Below are 18,138 nucleotides of genomic sequence, written 5' to 3'. Positions count from 1 at the left end.
TGAGGTTCATGGCAACAAAAAGACCGGGTGAAGGTTTCACCCGGTCAGCATTTCAGCCGCGCCTGGTCGCGTGTCAGTACACCACAACGCTGCGGATGCTCTTGCCCGCATGCATCAGGTCGAAGCCCGTGTTGATGTCGTCCAGACCCATGGTGTGGGTGATCATCGGGTCGATCTCGATCTTGCCCTCCATGTACCAGTCCACGATCTGGGGCACATCGGTGCGCCCGCGTGCGCCCCCGAATGCGGTGCCGCGCCAGCTGCGCCCGGTGACAAGCTGGAAGGGGCGCGTGCTGATCTCGGCCCCGGCGGGCGCCACGCCGATGATGATGCTCTCGCCCCAGCCCTTATGGGCCGCTTCAAGCGCGGTGCGCATCACGCCCACATTGCCGGTGGCATCAAACGTGTAATCGGCGCCGCCCTTGGTCAGATCAACTAGATAGGGCACCAGATCGCCTTCGACCTCGGTCGGGTTGACGAAATCGGTCATGCCGAATTTCTCGGCCATCGGGATCTTGTCGGGGTTCAGGTCGACGCCGACGATCTGATCGGCCCCGGCCAGGCGCAGGCCTTGAATGACGTTCAGCCCGATACCACCCAGACCGAAGACAATCGCGCGGCTGCCGATTTCGACCTTGGCGGTGTTGATCACTGCGCCGATGCCGGTGGTCACGCCGCAGCCGATATAACAGACCTTGTCAAAGGGCGCGTCCTCGCGGATCTTGGCCAGCGCGATTTCTGGCACAACCGTATGATTGGCGAAGGTCGAACAGCCCATATAATGCAGGACCGGGTCGCCATCGAGCGTGGTGAAGCGCGAAGTACCGTCGGGCATCAGACCCTGACCCTGCGTGCTGCGGATCGCCTGGCACAGGTTGGTCTTGGGGTTCAGGCAATACTCGCATTCGCGGCATTCCGGGGTATAGAGAGGGATGACGTGATCGCCCGGCTTCAGGCTGGTCACCCCGGCGCCGACCTCCAGCACGACACCCGCGCCCTCGTGGCCGAGGATGGCCGGAAACAGACCTTCGGGATCGGCGCCGGACAGGGTGAATTCATCGGTGTGGCAGATGCCGGTCGCCTTGATTTCGACCAGAACCTCTCCGGCCTTTGGGCCTTCCAGAATCACATCCATGATTTCAAGCGGTTTTCCGGCCTCAATGGCCACGGCAGCACGGGTGCGCATCACATGTCTCCCTCTGTGTTTTTCCTGACCCTGCGTCAAAGCGGGTGGGTTTTCAACACTCGTTTCACCGATGCCTAAACAGGCCGACGGGGTGGTTGTGGCCTCACTTAGCTTTTGCAATACCCCCCGATTTGACTTAGCCTCTCGCGCAAAGCCCGGGCAATAAGGGCGCTTTGGTCACAAGAAGAAACACGGGCGATGAACAGGCACACCTTAGATCTCAGGCTTTCGTCTTTCATGTTTGACGGGCGGCACCCCTCGCATTACCGCGACCGGGTTGGTGTGATCGAAGAGCGCGATCCCAACTACGACAACCGCTATGATTTCCATACGCTGATCTATGACTGCTTTTTTGACCGCGATGCGGGTGAAGTGGTTCTGATCTGCCCCTCATTGCTGAATTTTCGCTGCCTAATCGAACAGGCCCGGTTTTCGATTGACGGAACGGGGGTGCAGATCAAAGCCATCGATGCGCTTTCGCGCGGCAATGTGATCCGGTTCCAGTCGCCCGTGGACGCTCCAGCGGAACTGGGTTTCGAACATAAGCTGTTCTCCGGTGCAGTGGCGGTGAACGCGCTGCATACGGATGTGTTTGCGGGCAAGAATGCGGTTTACGCGATCTCCAAGGATAACAAGCTGGACTGGATCCAGGACTGGCTGGCCTACTACGTCAAGGAACATGGCGCGAATGCGGTCGTGATCTATGACAATCACTCCACCGACTACTCGATGGACGCGCTGAAAGAGACGCTTGCCTCGGTTGACGGGATCGAAGCGTCGGCGGTGGTGCGCGCCTGGTTCCCCTTTGGCCCCGGCGGGGCGGGCAACACAAACTTCAACTCCAAATTCCTGCATATGACCATGGTTGAGTTGGGCCGGCGGCGCCTGCTGTCCCAAGCCCGCGCCGTACTAAATGTGGATATTGACGAACTGGTCTATTCCCGGTCGGGCGCCTCGATCTTCGATGCCACCGTGGCCTCGGAGCAGGGCTATGTGCGCATCGACGGGCGCTGGGCCTTTGCCGACCCGCCCGAGGATGGGGCGCTGATCCGGCATGCCGATCACCAGTTCATCCGCAGCGACGGCAAACCGAAGGTGAACCGCAAATACTGCGTCGCCCCGCAAGGGCCGCTCAAGGGCCGCCCGTGGCTGACCCACCGGATCATCTCGCGCCGCGATCCGACCGATCCGGATTTCGGCTTCTGGCATTTCCGTAGGATTACCAACAATTGGGACTACAACCGCGAAGATTTCGACACCAACCTGCTTGAGGTCTCGCCGCGTCTGAGCGAGACGATGAGCCGCGTCTACGGCACTACGCCCAAGACCCCGGCAAAGCCGAAGCCAGAGGCCGGAGAGGTGGAGCGGCGCAGGGCCGAAACCCCGCTTCTTATCACCGCGATGAAGAATGAAGGCCCCTATATTCTGGAATGGGTGGCCTATCACCGGGCCATCGGGTTCGAGCAGTTTCTTGTCTATACGAATGACTGCTCTGACGGCACCGATCTGATCCTCGATCGCATGGCCGAGCTGGGCCTGCTTACTCATGAGCGCAACAACGTTCTGCGCCGTGGTCCGCAGAAAAGCGCTTTGAAATATGCCTTTGACCACCCGGCAACGGCGCGGGCCGATTGGATTCTGGTCTCGGATGTGGATGAATTCCTCAACATCAAGGTCGGCGAAGGCAGGTTGGATGATCTGTTGAACGCCGTGCCCGAGGCGGATGTGATCCCGGTCACCTGGCGGTTGTTTTCGAACAATGCGCGGGTCGATTTTTCCGACAATCTGGTGATCGAGGATTACACCGATGCCGAATTGCCGATTGAAAATGGCGGGCAGGAGCGGCGCTTTGTCAAATCCCTGTTCCGCCCACGCCCCGAGATCACCCGTTTCGGCACCCACGGGCCGGTGCATGAGCCCGAGGATTTCGCCAAGATCCGCTGGATCGCGCCCGATGGTGGCAGTGTCGATCCCAAGACCTGCACCCGCCCCCGGGCGCATTTCTCGTATCCGGTGGCGCAGATCAATCACTATGCCACCCGCTCCGTCGACAGCTATCTGGTCAAGCGCGACCGGGGGCGGGTCAATCACTTCCGCGACGTGATGGGGATGGATTACTGGACCAAGATGAGCCGGGGCGGTCAGAAAGATACCAGCATCACCCGCTGGATCGATCCGACGCTGTCAGAGATGGCGCGCATCGCCCAGGACAAAAAACTGGCTGAACTGCTTGCGGCATCAACCGAATGGCACAAGCAGCGGATTGCAGACCTGCGTGCGCAGCCCGAATACGAGGCGCTGCGCTCTGAAATCCTCGGCGCTGGCACACCGGCTGTCGCAGAGTGACCGCCACGCAATTTCAACCCTTCACATGAGGAGCCGGAGATGGAAACTGGCCTGTCCAAGAACCCGATTGACCACCTGCACCACAGGGCCGCCGCCCGGTCCGCAGAGTTCATCGAAGAGCAGGGCGCGACCTCGCTGATTTTTCCCAGGAAACAGCGGCTCTGGCCCTGGTTGGCGACACAGATACCCGATTCAGGCCTGATGATGGAATGCGGCGTTTGGAAAGGCCGGTCGATCAATGCGATGGCCCGGTTTCATCCCAACAGGACAGTTTATGGCTTTGACAGTTTTGAAGGTCTGTCGGAAAGCTGGGTCGGGGTCGATCTTGGGGCCGGGGCCTTTGATCTGAAGGGGCAATTGCCCGAAGTGGAAAGCAACGTGGTGCTGACCAAGGGCTGGGTCGAAGATACGCTGCCGCCCTTCTTCGAAAAAGAGCAGGGCGAGATCGCGTATCTACATGTCGATACCGACACGTATTCCCCGGCCAGGACAATCCTCGGCCTGGCGAAGTCCAGGTTCAAGAAAGGGACGATCGTCCTTTTTGACGAGTTGATCGGCTACCCGTTCTGGGAGGCGGGCGAATATAAGGCCCTGACCGAGGAACTGGATCGCGACCAATATGAATACATTGCCTTTTCGCAGATGCAGGCGGCCATCCGTATCATCGGTTAAGGCGGTGGGCCGGGTTGCGATCCGGCCCTAGTGCTCGGTCTCGTCTTTCTTGATCGTGAAGAAGAACGGGTCTTTCGGATCGGCCTCCACCACCTCCTGCGGGACGGCTTGCGGCCCTTGCAGAAAGACATTGGCGCCGAACTTTGCATGCATGCGCGACAGTTTCTCCATCCGCGCGCTGGTGAGTTCGTCGAAGAAGGCTGAATAGGTCGGTGTCTGCTTCAGGGCGTCGATCTTGTTGCGATGTGCCTGAAGCGTTGCGGTATGGGCCGCGGCGATATCGGGGTCCTGCATCAAAGCATCAAATTCGGCCTGAAGCTGCGGCAACATCCGCTGGATGGAGATGTCCGTGTCGGCGTTGTTGTTCATTCGAAACCAGTAGTTGAGCCCCTGATCGCGGTCGACATGGTTCACGCGGCCTCGGTCGCGCTTGACCAGAAAGCTCTCGGCGGATCGTACCGCGTAGTGGTTGAGCTGAACCAGATCATATCCATAGCTGTCCATCGTCGAACGCCAGGCATTGCGGTACATTTTCTTGGGCAGGGGTTTGCCGGACCCGTTGACCCAGCGGATCTGCTCCCAAAGCTGCGGCTTCAGCCCTTTGGGGCGATGTACGCCCAGCTTCTTGAAGAGGCCGGAATTGCGGTAGAGCGTTTTGAACCCCCAGGCCTGATGCGGCTTCCGGGCAAGCTCGGGCGCACAGGTGGTGAACTGGCTGGTGACGAAATCGGGCGTGAAATCATGCTGGTCGCCATTGCCGAACAGCCGCCATGTCATCGCGATCAGATTGACGTCGCCAAGCGCCTCGAGCAATGCGCCCAGCGTACCGTCACCGCATTTGATGTTGATGAATTCGTCCACATCCATGCAGACAACCCATTCCGCCTGCGCAATCACCGGCTCGCTGTCCGCTGCCGCAAGCGCCGCGTGCTGCGGTTTCATCGTTGTGCTGCGATAGGGGTTATCGCGATGCTGAAGAATGCCCTTTTCCTGCAGGACGTCCAGCAACGTGTCAGTGCCGTCGGTGCAATCGTTGGAATAGACCAGAAAATCATCGATCCCGATGGCGCGGTGATAGGCGATCCATTCCAGAATGAACGGACCCTCGTTCTTCATCGTGGTAACGATGGCCCTTCGTCCGTTGGTTTTCACATCCTGCTTTAGGGCCGGGGGCAGGGCTGGTTTGGTCTCGAAATGCCGTTCCAGCAACTCGATCAGCGGAGGGTGCGTTATCAGGCTGGATTTGGGCACGATGCGCGATATCGCGCCGGTCCGATGCCGCAGCGCCATGCAGCGATAGAAGGGCTGCATCTGATCAGGGTCGGGTGCGGCCCCGCCGATGCGGATGGCGCGCCACATGCTGTCTCCGGCCAGCGTCCCTGGCGCCACGCACCAGCGCCGTCGCGCGCGCGGTGCATCGAACTGCACGCAGGCATGGTCGCTGAACGCGGGATTGTTTCCGTCGCGGATGCGCCAGGGATAACAATGCCGCCCGATCATCGTGACATAACCCGTCGGGCTGGCGGCCGCGCGGTCAAAGACGCTTGGCCCCGGCGCGTCGCTGAGCAGATCATGCACATCGAAATTCGCCACCGCCCGCGCAGCGCCGAGATACCGCGCGCGCGCCCATTCATAGAGGATCACCTCGGCGAATGGCGCGTGCCAGGGATCGGGGGGCGGGACCTCCATCCGGTCCTTTCCGGGCGCTTCGGGCACACTATAGGGGTGGGTTTCCGCAGGCACCCCGTCGCGCCCCATCGGATGATCGGCGGAAACCACCAGCAGCGCGCAGTCCAAACCCCCTGCCGACAACTCGGCCCCCAGATCGCGGGCAAATTCCGGGTCCGTCCCCGGTGCGTTGCGGTCGAGGATCACCGCTCCGTTCAGCCCGTGGGTCTTGTGGTGGTAGTGCAGCCAATCCAGAACAAGGCTGGCCGGCTCGCCATTGCGCAGGGCCAGCGCCACGTTGCGCCCGGCAAACCGCCCGTGCTCGGGGGGGGAGGGCTGTATCGTGACCGCGCCACCGTCAAAGAGCATATCGAGCGGCCCGGACCACCTGACCGAGACCATGGGCGAGCCGCCCAATGTGCGTTGCGCGACGATTTCGGCGCGCGGCCCTGCTGCAATCGCGTGGAGTGGCGTGTCGTGGGTGAAGAACAGGTCCGCCTGACCCGGTGCGGTGAGCACGGCGTCCAGCAATGTGACCGCGCCAGTCTGAACCTTTTGCAGGCTGCAGAGCGACAAGGCGCCGGATGATGTTGGCTCGGTCATGAAATGCGCTGCCCGCGATGCGTTTGCTGTTTGCCGGGTCTGAGGGCCCGTTGCCTCACCGTTCTAAAGGTCCCGGCTTTCGCTGCCAACGTCTTTCCCTTGCGCCAGCAGCTCGGGCACCTGGCGTGTTGCTGAGAACATCCTGTCGGGATGCCCGAGTTATCCTGCGCTCCGTTTGTTCGATCTATCGACAGCTATCGGTGGTGGCTTGGTGGATATCCACCTGTCGGATCGGATGGCTGACGCCGCCGGGGCAGCGCAAACACCATGGCTCGCGTCAGGAATGGGCGCGTCTGCAGGGTGCCGCATTGCCTCAGTTGGTCGTGATTTCAACGCGTCAGGCTTGATTTGATGTGAAAATGCGGCAAGGCTGATCTTATGAACATGCAGCCTCCAAGCCGGTTTCCCGCCGGACAGGCCCAGACGCAGGTCGCATTCGACCGGCGCGAGCTTAGCCTCATTCTTTCGGTATATGGGCGTATGGTCGCCGCCGGAGAATGGCGGGATTACGGTATTTCAAACCTTCGCGACGTCGCCGTATTTTCAATTTTCAGGCGCACGGCAGAACATCCCATATACCGGGTCGAGAAACAGCCCAGGCTGCGCAACCGGCAGGGAATGTACTCGGTTGTCGGGATGGATGGGCAAATCCTCAAACGCGGGCATGACCTGAAAGCGGTGCTCAGGGTGCTGGAGCGTAAGCTGATCCGCGCGATCGACCTCGATTGAGCTTTCTCTGATCAGAGCCGCTTATGGGCCGTAACCGGCCCATCGCCCTGCGCCTGAATGCGCTCGATGGCGCCCTGCATTGGCTCATAGGCCACCGCCATATGGCCTGCATTTGCATGTAGAATGGTCTGCGGGTCCGCGACCCAGGCAACATGTCCTTTCCAGAACAGCAGATCGCCGCGCTCAGGAGCGTTCCCGTCGGGCAGTGTCTCCCCCAGGTCTGCCTGTTGCAGGTCGCTGTCGCCGGGACACGCCGTGCCACAGGCCAGCAGCGCGGCCTGCACCAGACCGGAACAATCAATGCCGAATCGGCTGTTGCCGCCCCAAAGATAGGGCGTGCCCAGAAAGCCAGCCGCCACCGCCACCGGGTCAGTCATGCAGCTGTCGATTTCGGACAGATGCACCTTTGGCACAAAGCCCAATGGCGTTTCGGCAAAGCTGATCGTGCTGCTGGTGATCGTCACAAGGCTGCCAAAGCTGAGCGTGGCGAGATCGGGGGATTTTATGTCAGCGGCGTCATAGGCATGGGTCGCGGGGGCGGAGACCCAATGTGTTGCCGGTTGCATCGCGGTGAGTGAAACGCCAGGCAGATAGCCGACATAACCGTCCTTGTCGGCCTGCACAAACGCCCAGCCGTCGCGCTCCTCAAAAACGCGCAACTTTTCGCCATAGAGAAGCTGCCGATCCCGCTTGCCCCCGGGCGAGCGCATTAGATCGACAACCGGCAGGTTGATCTGTCTTTCGGAACTCTGGACCCGGCGCACCCCCTCGGGCACATCGCGCAGATGGGCGGCGGCAACGCGGGCGTTCACCGGTGTCAGGCGCGGATCGCTCATAGGTCCAGCAAGGCGGGCAGGCTTTCCAGCAGGGCGCGCGGTCCCTGCGCCGCACCGCCTTTGGGACGGGCCGGGGCCTTTGCCGGTTGCCAGCCGTAAATGTCGAAATGGATGTAGCGCGAGGCGGTCACGAAGCGGCGCAGGAACAGCGCGGCGGTGATCGACCCGGCAAAGCCGCCGCCCGGCGCATTGTCCAGATCGGCCATGTCGGGTTCGATCATGCTTTCATACGGGGTATGGAACGGGAGCCGCCAGACCGGGTCGGTGGCCCGCGCCGCCGCCTCGCTGAGGGTGCGGGCCGCATCTTCGTCATCGGTGTAAAACGGAGCCAGATCCGGCCCCACCGCCACCCGCGCGGCGCCTGTGAGTGTCGCCATCGAGATGATCAGATCGGGTGCGTCCTCATCCGCCAGTGCGAGCGCATCGGCCAGCACCAGCCGCCCTTCGGCATCGGTGTTGTTGACCTCGACCGTCAGCCCCTTGCGCGAGGTCAGGATGTCGCCGGGGCGAAACGCGTTGCCTGCCACCGCGTTTTCGACCGCCGGGATCAGAACCCGCAATTGCACCGGCAGGCCCAGCGCCATGATCATCCGCGCAAGCCCCAGGACATTTGCCGCGCCCCCCATATCCTTTTTCATCAGCGCCATGGCCGAGGCCGGCTTCAGGTCGAGCCCACCGGTGTCAAAGCAGACACCTTTGCCAACCAGCGTCAGGCGCGGACCGGTGTTGCCCCAATTGAGCTCGATCAGGCGCGGCGCCTGTTCGGCGGCGCGCCCGACGGTATGGATCATCGGCAGGTTCTGAGCCAGCAGATCATCGCCCGCAATCGTGGCGGCGCGCGCCCCGAATTCTTCGGCCAGAGCGGTTGCCGCCGCTTGCAATTGCTCCGGCCCCATATCGGCGGCGGGGGTGTTGATCAGATCGCGCGTCAGCGCCTCGGCATTGGCCAGCGCCTCGATTCGGTTGCGATCGATACCGTCGGGCGTCACCAAACGCGCGCTGTTGGCTGATTTCTTCTTGTAGCGGTCAAAGACATAACCGGTCATCAGCCAGCCAAAGCATTCCGCCGCAAGCGCGTCACCGGTCATCTCGGTCTCAAGCCGGTATGTCCCCGCTGGCAGCTTCTCGGCTGCGGCGGCCAAGCTGAACCGCTTACGTGCTCGGCTGTCGGGCGTGCCATAGCCCAGCAGGGCACAGCAGGGCGCACCGCCGGAAGCGGAGATCAGCAGGGCCTGCCCGATCCTGCCGGTGAACCCGTTGGCCGCGACCCAGTCGCGGGTCGGGTCGTCCTGCTTGGTCAGCCAGCCCTCCAACGCAGATTGGTCGAGCACATGCGCTGGCAAGGCGGTTTCGGTCGGATCGGCGAAGGCGAGTGTCATGATATCTGCTCGGTGACTAGCTTTGGCTCAGACTACCTGCCCGGCAGCCGCCTGCAAGCCCCTCAGACCGTCAGATCGCGCTGATCCCAGATCGCGGTCAGCGACCTCTCGCCCACCCGGATCAGACGATAAAGCGTTGCGCCCGTGGCGACCGGATCTTCATTGTCGATCGTGTCGGTCACGTCAGCGGCCACACGCGCCAGCGCCACCATGCCGACCTGTTCCGCAATCGCGACCAGCGAGCGCGCGCTTTTGCGCAGATCGTTCCAGTCCTTGCTGCGCCAGAGCCGTTCACAGACCGACAGGCGAACGGCCAGTTCCTCGACCGCGCGGCACACCACGTCTTCGGCCGACGAATCGCCCAGATCGCGATAAAGCGCCGCCAGTTGGCCGGAATTCAGACGAACGGATTCGTCCTGTATCAATGTGACAATCTTGTCCACCACACACACCCTTGATTCATGTGCCCCCACGGCACGCGGCCATCCTGAGCCCGTACTGGTTTGCAAAAGGTTGCCTTGGGACTGCAAAAAAACTCGAATTCGCGGCAAATAGGAATTATTGCAGTCAAAACCAAACGAACAGGATAGGTCAAAGATCATGGAAAACGCCCGGCCCCTGCCAAGCTACCTCGTGCAGCGCTATCACGGATGGAAGGCCACAACTTATGCGGAAAACCATGCCTGGTACGAGCGGTTGGCCACCGAAGGTCAGCGACCCCGCGCGATGGTGATTTCCTGCTGTGACAGCCGGGTGCATGTCACCTCGATCTTTGGTGCAGATCAGGGCGAGTTCTTCATTCACCGCAATATCGCCAATCTGGTGCCGCCCTATCTGCCCGATGGCGACCATCACGGCACAAGTGCGGCGATCGAATACGCGGTGACCGCGCTCAAGGTCACGCATCTGATCGTGCTGGGTCATTCCCAGTGCGGTGGCGTGCAGGGCTGTATCGACATGTGCAATGGCAAGGCGCCACAGCTGGAAGCCAAGGAGAGCTTTGTCGGGCGCTGGATGGACATCCTGAAGCCGAAATACGATCTGGTTTCCGACATCGAGGATTCTGTCGAGCAGGCGCGCCAGTTCGAGCGTCAGGCCGTGGTTGCCTCGCTGGAAAACCTGATGAGCTTTCCATTTGTCGCCTCGGCGGTCGAAGATGATACGCTCAGCCTGCACGGGCTCTGGACCGATATCGGGGCCGGTGGGCTGGAGTATTACGATCCCGCCAGTCAGAAGTTCAAACCGGTTTGATACGCCCGCATCACTCCACCGCCATGGTCGCCATGCTGTCCGAAATTTGCGTCAGGAATTGGCTGCCAATGGCGGAGAGCGGTCGTTCCCGCGCGGTCACGATTACCACATCCAGCAGGATGCGCGGCGCGAACCGGCGCAGCACATAGCCGCCGCCATCGTCGCTGGATAGCGTGAACGGGTCGACAAATGTTGCGCCCAGCCCCTCTTTCACCATGTTGAGCGCGTTGCGGAACAGATCGGTCTGGCAGCGCACCCGCCAATGCGCGCCGACCGAATGAAATGCCTCGCGCGCGCGGCGGTTCACCATGTGATCGGCCCCCATCACGATAAAGGGCACGTCGCTCAGCAAGGCGGGCGTCAGCACGTCATGTTCGTCCAGCGGGCTGTTCTCGGGCAGGGCGCAAACGATTTCGAAGAAGAACGGGAGCTTGTGCAACCCGTCATGGCGCACCGGCAGCTCGCAAATCCCGATCTCGAACAGCCCGGCCATCACCCATTCCTGTATCTTCGAGGAATATTGCGACTGGAACGCGATGGTCAGGTTCGGCTTGTCGGCGGTAAAGCGCGCGATCTGGCCGGGCATGAAGCCGAAGGCCATCGCATGGCTGGTGGCCACCTGCAATTGTCCCGCCTTCTGGTTCTGCAAATCGACCACCGCTTGGTTCACATGGTCCAGGCCGCGCACGATCGTGTCGATCTCGTCGAACAGAACCACCGCCTCGGGCGTGGGCAGCAACCGGCCCCGGCTGCGCTCGAACAGGCGCAGCTTGGTCCGGCGCTCCAACTGCGCCAGGAGGTTCGATATCGCGGGCTGCGAGACGCCCAACTGCTCGGCGGCCCCGGTGACGGTGCCGGTGTCGATGATCGCGTGAAAGGCCTGATACTGCCGGAAATTGGTCTGCATGGAATCATTATATAAGATTTAGTGATACCCTGCCAAAAACATAATATTGGAAATGATGAGGCTGGGCGCGCACACTTCCCCATCGGTAAGAAGGGACGCGATGTCAAACCTCGATCAACGCATCACGGGTTTCGATCTGTGGCATCTCGCGCTGCCCGTGCGATCCGCGCGGGACCATGGTATCGGCCGGGTCGAGGGGCATTGCGAGGTCATCATTCTGCGACTGACCAGCGAAGACGGGAGCCAGGGGTTTGGCGAGGCCTCGCCCTGGTCGGTCTTCACCGGCACGCCCGAGGCAAGCTATGCCGCGCTCGACCGTTACATGCGCCCGCTGGTGGTCGGGCAGCGTATAGCGGACCGGGCCGGGATCATGGGGCAGGCAACGCGCGCGGTTGCCCATTGTACCGAGGCGAAGGCGGCGCTGGACAGCGCGCTGCTTGATCTGACGGGTCGGGTTTCCGGCATGCCGGTCTGGGCGCTTTTGGGTGGGCGTTGCCGGGATCGCATCCCGCTGAGCTGTTCGATTGCGAACCCGGATTTCGACGCCGATATCGCGTTGATGGAGCGCCTGCGCGATGATGGCGTTGGGATCATCAAGCTGAAAACCGGTTTTCGAGACCACGCCTTCGACGTGATGCGGCTGGAACGGATTGCCCGCGACTTCCCCGATTTCCGCGTCCGCTTGGATTATAATCAGGGTCTGGAGATCGGTGAGGCCATGGACCGCGTGCGCGACGTGGCGCAGTTCGGCCCCGATTTCATCGAACAGCCAGTGCGCGCCACCGAATTTGACATGATGGCGCGGCTGCGTGCCTCGATCGACATACCTCTGCTGGCCGATGAAAGCGTGTTTGGGCCAGAAGACATGACTCGCGCCGCTCGTGAAGGCATTTGCGACGGGGTGTCGATCAAGATCATGAAATCAGGCGGGCTGGCGCGCGGCCAGACGGTCGCCCGGATCGCTGCGGCGAACGGGTTGACCGCCTATGGTGGTGACATGTTCGAGGCAGGTCTCGCGCATCTGGCGGGCACGCATATGATCGCGGCGACGCCGGAAATCACCCTGGGGTGCGAGTTCTATCAGGCCAGCTACTACCTGCGCGAAGACATCCTGCAGACGCCATTCCTGGTTGCCGAGGGGCATGTGATCGTGCCGGATGGCGCAGGGCTGGGCGCGGTGCCGGATATCGACAGGTTGGCCCATTATGCCGTTCGGAGGTCCGAATGATCAGCATTGGGTCAATAAACGGTCGCCGCCCGCGCGGCCTGATCATACTGCCCGGACATCAGGCGCATCAGTGCCGACAACCGGCTCATCTGCTCGGCCTCGATGCCGACCTCGTTCATCGCGCGCAGCAGCAGCGCCTCGCGAACCTCGCGATACCGCTCGCAGGCCGCTGCGCCCTTTTCAGTGGCCTCTACCGTCTTTTCCTTGCCCTGTTTGCCTTCCTGCACCAGCCCGGCCTTGGCCAGTTTCTTGATCGCGTAGTTGACCGTGTGAGTATCCTCGACATTCAGTACAAGACAGATATCGGCCAGTTTCTTGGGTTTGCCGCGATGGCGCACGGTATGCAGCACGCAGACCTCAAGCGAGGACATATCCGCAAAGCCCGCCGCCGCCATGCAGCGTGTGGTCCAGCGGGCAAAGGCGTTGTGCGCGATGATCAGACCAAATTCGAACTCGCTGACCTCGGGAAAGCTGCCTTCGGCAAGGTGGGCCGACGAGACAACCGGACCAAGAGGGGTATCTGACATGTGTGCGCTCCGACCAATTCTGACGATTTATAAACATTTTGTTGACGTTTTGTCAATGTATGCGATCCTGTATCCCGAAGAATCGGTGTACGACAGGGCCGTGCCCGGCAGGAGATCGCAATGATCACAGAGCGCAAAACAGTGGCCATCATTGGCGCAGGCATCGTTGGGGTGTCGGCGGCGATCTGGTTGCAGCGTGAGGGTCACGAGGTCATCCTGATCGACCGCAAGGGTCCGGCTGAGGGGACGTCTTATGGCAATGGCGGGGTGCTGGCGTCCTGTTCCGTGGTGCCGGTCACAACGCCGGGTCTGATCGCCAAGGCGCCGAAGATGTTGCTGAGCGCCGATCAGCCGCTGTTTTTGCGCTACGGATATCTGCCGCGCCTGTTGCCCTGGCTGCGGAAATACCTTGCGCACGCCAATACAGCGGACACAACGCGCATCGCCTCGGCCCTGACCCCGATCATCGGTGACAGTCTGGAAGATCACACCGCACTGGCCGCAGGAACCGGGGCAGAGGGCTATATCCATCCTTCTGACTACCTGTTCATCTATGACGACCGGGCCCATTTTGCCTCTGATGCGTTCGGATGGAATCTGCGCAGGGCAAACGGCTTTCACTGGGATGAACTGGAGGGCGCGGCGTTTCGCGCCTATGACCCGGTCTTTTCCGAGGATCTGAACTTCGCTGTCCGGCTAGGCGATCATGGCCGGATTTCTGATCCTGGGGCTTATGTGCAGGCTCTCGCACGCCATCTTGAGGCACAGGGTACCCGGTTCCTGCGGGCCGATGTCGAGGATGTGGTGCAGGAAAACGGGTCGGTCACGGGCATTCGCGCCGGGGGCGAGACACTCGCCTGCGATGCGGCGGTCCTGGCCACCGGGGTCTGGTCCGGCCCGCTGGCCAAGAAACTGGGCCTGAAAGTGCCGCTGGAATCCGAACGCGGCTATCATCTGGAATTCTGGGAGCCATCGGTGATGCCGAAATCGCCAGTGATGATCGCGGGCGGCAAATTTGTCATCACGCCGATGGAGGGCCGGGTGCGTCTTGCTGGTGTGGTCGAGTTCGGCGGGCTGGAGGCCCAGCCCTCGCGCGCGCCGCTGGACCTGTTGCGCCGCAACGCGGTCAAGGCGATCCCCGGTCTGCGCGGCGCGCATGTGACCGAATGGATGGGCCATCGCCCGGCCCCGGCGGATTCGATCCCGGTGATCGGCGAAGTGCCGGGCATCAAAGGCGCGTTTACCGGCTTTGGCCATCACCATATCGGCCTGACCGGCGGGCCAAAAACCGGGCGCCTGCTGGCGCAAATGATTTCGGGCAGGCAACCAAATATTGACCTGAACGTCTATTCCCCGGCACGTTTCAAAAAGGCCGGGTAACAACAACCAAAAGAACCGACCAATCCAATCTGGGAGAAGAAAATGAAAAAACTGACACATCTGCTCGCCGCGACGGCCCTGACCGCAGCAAGTGCTGCACCGGCTCTGGCCGAGAAATGGGATATGCCGATGGCCTATTCCGGCTCGAACTTTCATTCGGTGACCGGCGCGGAGTTCGCCAAATGCGTCACTACCGGAACCCAGGGCGAGATCGAGATCGTGACGCACCCATCCGGTTCGCTATTCCCCGGCGCGCAGATCAAACGTGCGATCCAGACCGGGCAGGTTCCGATCGGTGAGCGGCTGCTTTCGGGTCACCAGAATGAAGACGCGATCTTTGGTGTGGATTCCGTGCCTTTCCTCGCGACCTCCTTTGATGATGCCGACAAGCTCTGGAATGCCGCCAAGCCGACGCTGGAAAAGGTGCTGGCCGATCAGAACCTGACGCTGCTTTATTCGGTGCCATGGCCGCCGCAGGGCCTCTATTTCCGTGACGAGGTGAACTCGGTCGCGGATATGGAAGGGGTCAAGTTCCGCTCCTACAATAACGCAACGGCGCGTCTGGCGGAACTGACCGGCATGCTGCCGGTCACCATCGAAGCCGCCGAGATCAGCCAGGCCTTTGCCACCGGCGTGGCAGACTCGATGGTCAGTTCTGGCGCCACCGGGTATGACCGCAAGGTCTGGGAAAGCCTGAACCATTTCTACGAGGTCGATGCCTGGCTGCCGCGCAACTACATCATGGTGAATTCCGACGTCTGGTCGGGTGTATCAGATGCCAACAAGGCCGTGGTTCAGGCCTGTGCCGATCTAGCGGAATACGCGGGCACATGGCGTGCGGTTCAATATACCGACTTTACCCTCAAGGGCCTGCGCGATGGCGGCATGAGCGTTGCCCCCGCAAGTGACCAGCTGAAGGGCGAGTTGCAACAGATCGGTGAAACCATGACCGCCGAATGGCTTGAGGCCGCTGGCCCGGATGGCGCGGCCATCGTCGAAGCCTTCAAAGCGTCCAAGGCAGAATAAACCTGACCTTCGGGGCAGGCCAGCGGTCTGCCCGAACCTCAATCAAACAAGGACAGGGGGACCTGATGGCACTCGCAAAGCGGCTGCGCGCCGCGCTTGATTTCCTGTATCTCGGCTCGGGCATTCTGGCCGCGCTCTGCCTGATCGCGATCCTGATCCTGATCGTGGTGCAGATGCTGGCCCGCTGGACCGGCGAGGTGTTTCCCGGTGCACCCGACTATGCCGGTTATGCCATGGCCGCCGCCTCGTTCCTGGCCTTTGCCAACGCGCTGAACCGGGGCGCACATATCCGGGTTTCGATCCTGATCAACGCGGTCGGGCCGAAGGCGCAGCGGATCATCAATATCTGGTGTTTCGCCATCGGCACCGCAGTGGCGTGGTACTTCGTCCGCTACTGCGTGAACTTCGTCTACTGGTCGTGGAAATTCAACGATGTCAGCCAGGGTCAGGACCGCACCGCGCTTTGGATACCGCAATCGGTGATGCTGCTGGGCGCGGTCATTTTTGCCATAGCGCTCACCGATCATCTGATCAGCCTGATACTGAAAGGTGATCACCGCATCCAGCGCGACCTCGTCGATCAGAGTTTCGGGGAATGACATGACACAGACCATAGGAACGCGCGCCATGATCCGCACCGCCGCCACCATTGCCCTATTTGCCATCGCGCCGGTTTTCGCCTTTGCCGAGGGGGCCATCACCCGAACCGAGTTGTCGCGCGCCGATGTGCCGGGCTCTGACACGCATGAGGTGATTGTCGCGCGGCTTGAGATCGAGCCGGGCGCCACGGTGCCGCGCCATACCCATCACGGCGACGAGCATCTTGTCGTCATCACCGGGGGCACCATGCAGACCGGCGGCGGCAAACAGATTCCGTTTCCGGATGGCATGGCCGCGCATTTCCCGCAAGGCGAGCCTCATGGCGGGCTGACCAATGTGGGCGATACCGTGATGATCGCCATCACCACCCATGTGGTCGAAAAGGGCAAGCCCCTGAACGTCCCGGTTGAATGATGCGGAAAGGATAAGACATGGAAGACTTTTCGATCATCATCCTGTTTCTCTTCGTGCTCTTCTTGCTGCTGGGCACCGGGGTCTGGGTCGGGTTGGCGCTGATGGGCGTGGCCTGGGTCGGGATGGAGCTGTTTACCTCGCGTCCCGTGGGCGATGTCATGATCACCACGATATGGACGGCCTCGTCCTCGTGGACCCTGACGGCGTTGCCGCTGTTCATCTGGATGGGAGAGATCCTGTATCGAACACGACTCAGCGAGGACATGTTCAAGGGGCTCGCGCCCTGGATGGCGGGTCTGCCCGGCGGGCTGGTCCATACCAATATCGTGGGCTGCACGGTTTTTGCCGCGGTCTCTGGCTCGTCGGCGGCGACGCTGACCACGGTTGGCAAGATGTCGATCCCCGAATTGCGCAAGCGGGAATATCCCGAACCGATGATCATCGGTACGCTGGCCGGGGCGGCGACGCTTGGCCTGATGATCCCGCCGTCTCTGACACTCATCGTTTATGGTGTGACCATCAATGAAAGCATCTCGAAGCTGTTTTTTGCGGGTATCGTGCCGGGTCTTGTGCTGGCGGGGATGTTCATGGCCTATGTGGCGATTACCAGCCGTGTCTCAAAGCAGTGGCACCCCAAGGGCGAACCGCCCCTGACCATGAGCCAGCGCATTGCCAACTCGCGCTTTCTGCTGCCGGTGATCTGCCTGATCCTTGTGGTGATTGGCTCAATGTATCTGGGCTATGCCACGGCAACAGAGGCGGCGGCGTTTGGCGTGATCGGCGGGCTGGTTCTTGCGGCCAGCCAGGGATCGCTCACCTGGAATACCTTTACCGAAAGCCTGATGGGGGCGACCCGTACCTCGGCGATGATCGCGCTGATCCTCGCGGGCGCTGCCTTTCTGTCGCTGTCGATGGGGTTCACCGGGTTGCCGCGTGGGTTGGCCGACCTGATCGCGCAGTGGGAGCTCAGCAAGTTCCAGCTGCTGATGGTGCTGCTGGTGTTCTATATCGTGTTGGGCATGTTCCTTGACGGGATTTCGTCGGTGGTGCTGACCATGGCGGTGGTCGAGCCGATGGTGCGGCAGGCGGGCATCGACCTGATCTGGTTCGGTATCTTCATCGTGGTTGTGGTTGAAATGGCGCAGATCACGCCGCCGATCGGGTTCAACCTGTTCGTGCTGCAAGGGATGACCAATCATGAGATGGGCTTTATCGCGCGTGCCGCTTTCCCGATGTTCCTGATCATGGTGCTGATGGTTTTTGTGCTGATCCTGTTCCCGGAAATCGCCACCTGGCTGCCCGAAAACCTCAGGCAAGCGCCGGGCGGCGGCTAGGCGCGGCCAAAACCTGACTAGGCAGGCGGTGTGAACCGCCGCCTGCACATCC

At 61.4% G+C, this 18,138-nt stretch carries 17 protein-coding genes; 10 read left to right on the top strand and 7 right to left on the bottom strand.

Going from position 1 to position 18,138, the window contains the following annotated elements; genetic code table 11:
* Nucleotides 1–73 precede the first annotated feature (73 nt).
* Nucleotides 74–1,186 (bottom strand): S-(hydroxymethyl)glutathione dehydrogenase/class III alcohol dehydrogenase, encoded by a 1,113-nt coding sequence (locus Q5Y75_RS10080; protein WP_306196867.1) that lies wholly within the window; start codon nucleotides 1,184–1,186, stop codon nucleotides 74–76.
* A gap of 198 nt (nucleotides 1,187–1,384) precedes the next feature.
* Between Q5Y75_RS10080 and Q5Y75_RS10075 the strand changes: the two genes are divergently transcribed.
* The gene (locus tag Q5Y75_RS10075; protein WP_306196864.1) at nucleotides 1,385–3,532 is read left to right on the top strand and encodes a glycosyltransferase family 2 protein; all 2,148 of its coding nucleotides are present in this window, start codon (nucleotides 1,385–1,387) and stop codon (nucleotides 3,530–3,532) included.
* Nucleotides 3,533–3,571: 39 nt separating this feature from the next.
* Entirely contained in the window at nucleotides 3,572–4,204 is a 633-nt protein-coding gene (locus Q5Y75_RS10070; protein ID WP_306196862.1) for a class I SAM-dependent methyltransferase, read from the top strand.
* Nucleotides 4,205–4,231: 27 nt separating this feature from the next.
* Here Q5Y75_RS10070 and Q5Y75_RS10065 read toward each other — a convergent pair whose 3' ends face one another.
* Nucleotides 4,232–6,475 (bottom strand): glycosyltransferase family 2 protein, encoded by a 2,244-nt coding sequence (locus Q5Y75_RS10065; RefSeq protein WP_306196860.1) that lies wholly within the window; start codon nucleotides 6,473–6,475, stop codon nucleotides 4,232–4,234.
* A 378-nt stretch (nucleotides 6,476–6,853) separates the two neighbouring features.
* Here Q5Y75_RS10065 and Q5Y75_RS10060 point away from each other — a divergent pair, with 378 nt between their 5' ends.
* Nucleotides 6,854–7,204: a DUF2794 domain-containing protein gene (locus Q5Y75_RS10060; RefSeq protein ID WP_306196859.1), complete on the top strand. Its 351-nt coding sequence runs from the start codon at nucleotides 6,854–6,856 to the stop codon at nucleotides 7,202–7,204.
* Between the two features lie 11 nt (nucleotides 7,205–7,215).
* Here the strand turns inward: Q5Y75_RS10060 and Q5Y75_RS10055 are convergent, their stop codons facing one another.
* The 3 genes from Q5Y75_RS10055 to Q5Y75_RS10045 form a co-directional block, all read right to left on the bottom strand.
* Nucleotides 7,216–8,040 (bottom strand): C40 family peptidase, encoded by an 825-nt coding sequence (locus Q5Y75_RS10055; protein WP_306196858.1) that lies wholly within the window; start codon nucleotides 8,038–8,040, stop codon nucleotides 7,216–7,218.
* Nucleotides 8,037–9,419 carry a leucyl aminopeptidase family protein gene (locus Q5Y75_RS10050; protein WP_306196856.1) on the bottom strand — a complete coding sequence of 461 codons (1,383 nt, stop codon included), beginning with the start codon at nucleotides 9,417–9,419 and terminating at the stop codon, nucleotides 8,037–8,039. The genes Q5Y75_RS10055 and Q5Y75_RS10050 overlap by 4 nt, the downstream gene beginning before the upstream one ends.
* 62 nt (nucleotides 9,420–9,481) lie before the next feature.
* The gene (locus tag Q5Y75_RS10045) at nucleotides 9,482–9,871 is read right to left on the bottom strand and encodes a hypothetical protein (protein WP_306197250.1); all 390 of its coding nucleotides are present in this window, start codon (nucleotides 9,869–9,871) and stop codon (nucleotides 9,482–9,484) included.
* 148 nt (nucleotides 9,872–10,019) lie between these two features.
* Between Q5Y75_RS10045 and Q5Y75_RS10040 the strand changes: the two genes are divergently transcribed.
* Complete coding sequence (locus Q5Y75_RS10040) at nucleotides 10,020–10,670, top strand: carbonic anhydrase (protein ID WP_306196854.1); 651 nt, start codon at nucleotides 10,020–10,022, stop codon at nucleotides 10,668–10,670.
* Between the two features lie 10 nt (nucleotides 10,671–10,680).
* On the opposite strand, the gene Q5Y75_RS10035 is transcribed toward Q5Y75_RS10040, so the two are convergent.
* On the bottom strand, nucleotides 10,681–11,577 hold the full coding sequence (locus tag Q5Y75_RS10035; RefSeq protein WP_306196852.1) for a LysR family transcriptional regulator: 897 nt from the start codon (nucleotides 11,575–11,577) through the stop codon (nucleotides 10,681–10,683).
* Between the two features lie 100 nt (nucleotides 11,578–11,677).
* Here Q5Y75_RS10035 and Q5Y75_RS10030 point away from each other — a divergent pair, with 100 nt between their 5' ends.
* Nucleotides 11,678–12,805, top strand: a complete 1,128-nt coding sequence (locus tag Q5Y75_RS10030; RefSeq protein ID WP_306196851.1) for an enolase C-terminal domain-like protein — start codon at nucleotides 11,678–11,680, stop codon at nucleotides 12,803–12,805.
* An 11-nt stretch (nucleotides 12,806–12,816) separates the two neighbouring features.
* On the opposite strand, the gene Q5Y75_RS10025 is transcribed toward Q5Y75_RS10030, so the two are convergent.
* Nucleotides 12,817–13,332, bottom strand: a complete 516-nt coding sequence (locus Q5Y75_RS10025) for a winged helix DNA-binding protein (RefSeq protein ID WP_306196850.1) — start codon at nucleotides 13,330–13,332, stop codon at nucleotides 12,817–12,819.
* Between the two features lie 120 nt (nucleotides 13,333–13,452).
* Here Q5Y75_RS10025 and Q5Y75_RS10020 point away from each other — a divergent pair, with 120 nt between their 5' ends.
* From Q5Y75_RS10020 to Q5Y75_RS10000, 5 genes are all read left to right on the top strand, one after another.
* Nucleotides 13,453–14,712, top strand: coding sequence for an NAD(P)/FAD-dependent oxidoreductase (locus Q5Y75_RS10020; protein ID WP_306196849.1), 1,260 nt, complete (start codon nucleotides 13,453–13,455; stop codon nucleotides 14,710–14,712).
* Nucleotides 14,713–14,754: 42 nt separating this feature from the next.
* Nucleotides 14,755–15,738 carry a TRAP transporter substrate-binding protein gene (locus Q5Y75_RS10015; protein WP_306196847.1) on the top strand — a complete coding sequence of 328 codons (984 nt, stop codon included), beginning with the start codon at nucleotides 14,755–14,757 and terminating at the stop codon, nucleotides 15,736–15,738.
* Nucleotides 15,739–15,803: 65 nt separating this feature from the next.
* Nucleotides 15,804–16,337, top strand: a complete 534-nt coding sequence (locus Q5Y75_RS10010; RefSeq protein WP_306196845.1) for a TRAP transporter small permease — start codon at nucleotides 15,804–15,806, stop codon at nucleotides 16,335–16,337.
* A gap of 1 nt (nucleotide 16,338) precedes the next feature.
* Nucleotides 16,339–16,752: a cupin domain-containing protein gene (locus Q5Y75_RS10005; RefSeq protein WP_306196842.1), complete on the top strand. Its 414-nt coding sequence runs from the start codon at nucleotides 16,339–16,341 to the stop codon at nucleotides 16,750–16,752.
* A 17-nt stretch (nucleotides 16,753–16,769) separates the two neighbouring features.
* Nucleotides 16,770–18,086 carry a TRAP transporter large permease gene (locus Q5Y75_RS10000; RefSeq protein WP_306196840.1) on the top strand — a complete coding sequence of 439 codons (1,317 nt, stop codon included), beginning with the start codon at nucleotides 16,770–16,772 and terminating at the stop codon, nucleotides 18,084–18,086.
* Nucleotides 18,087–18,138 lie beyond the last annotated feature (52 nt).

Source organism: Ruegeria discodermiae (assembly GCF_030758345.1).
Classification (GTDB): Bacteria; Pseudomonadota; Alphaproteobacteria; order Rhodobacterales; family Rhodobacteraceae; genus Ruegeria_C.
This window is presented reverse-complemented; position numbering and strand designations above follow the sequence as displayed.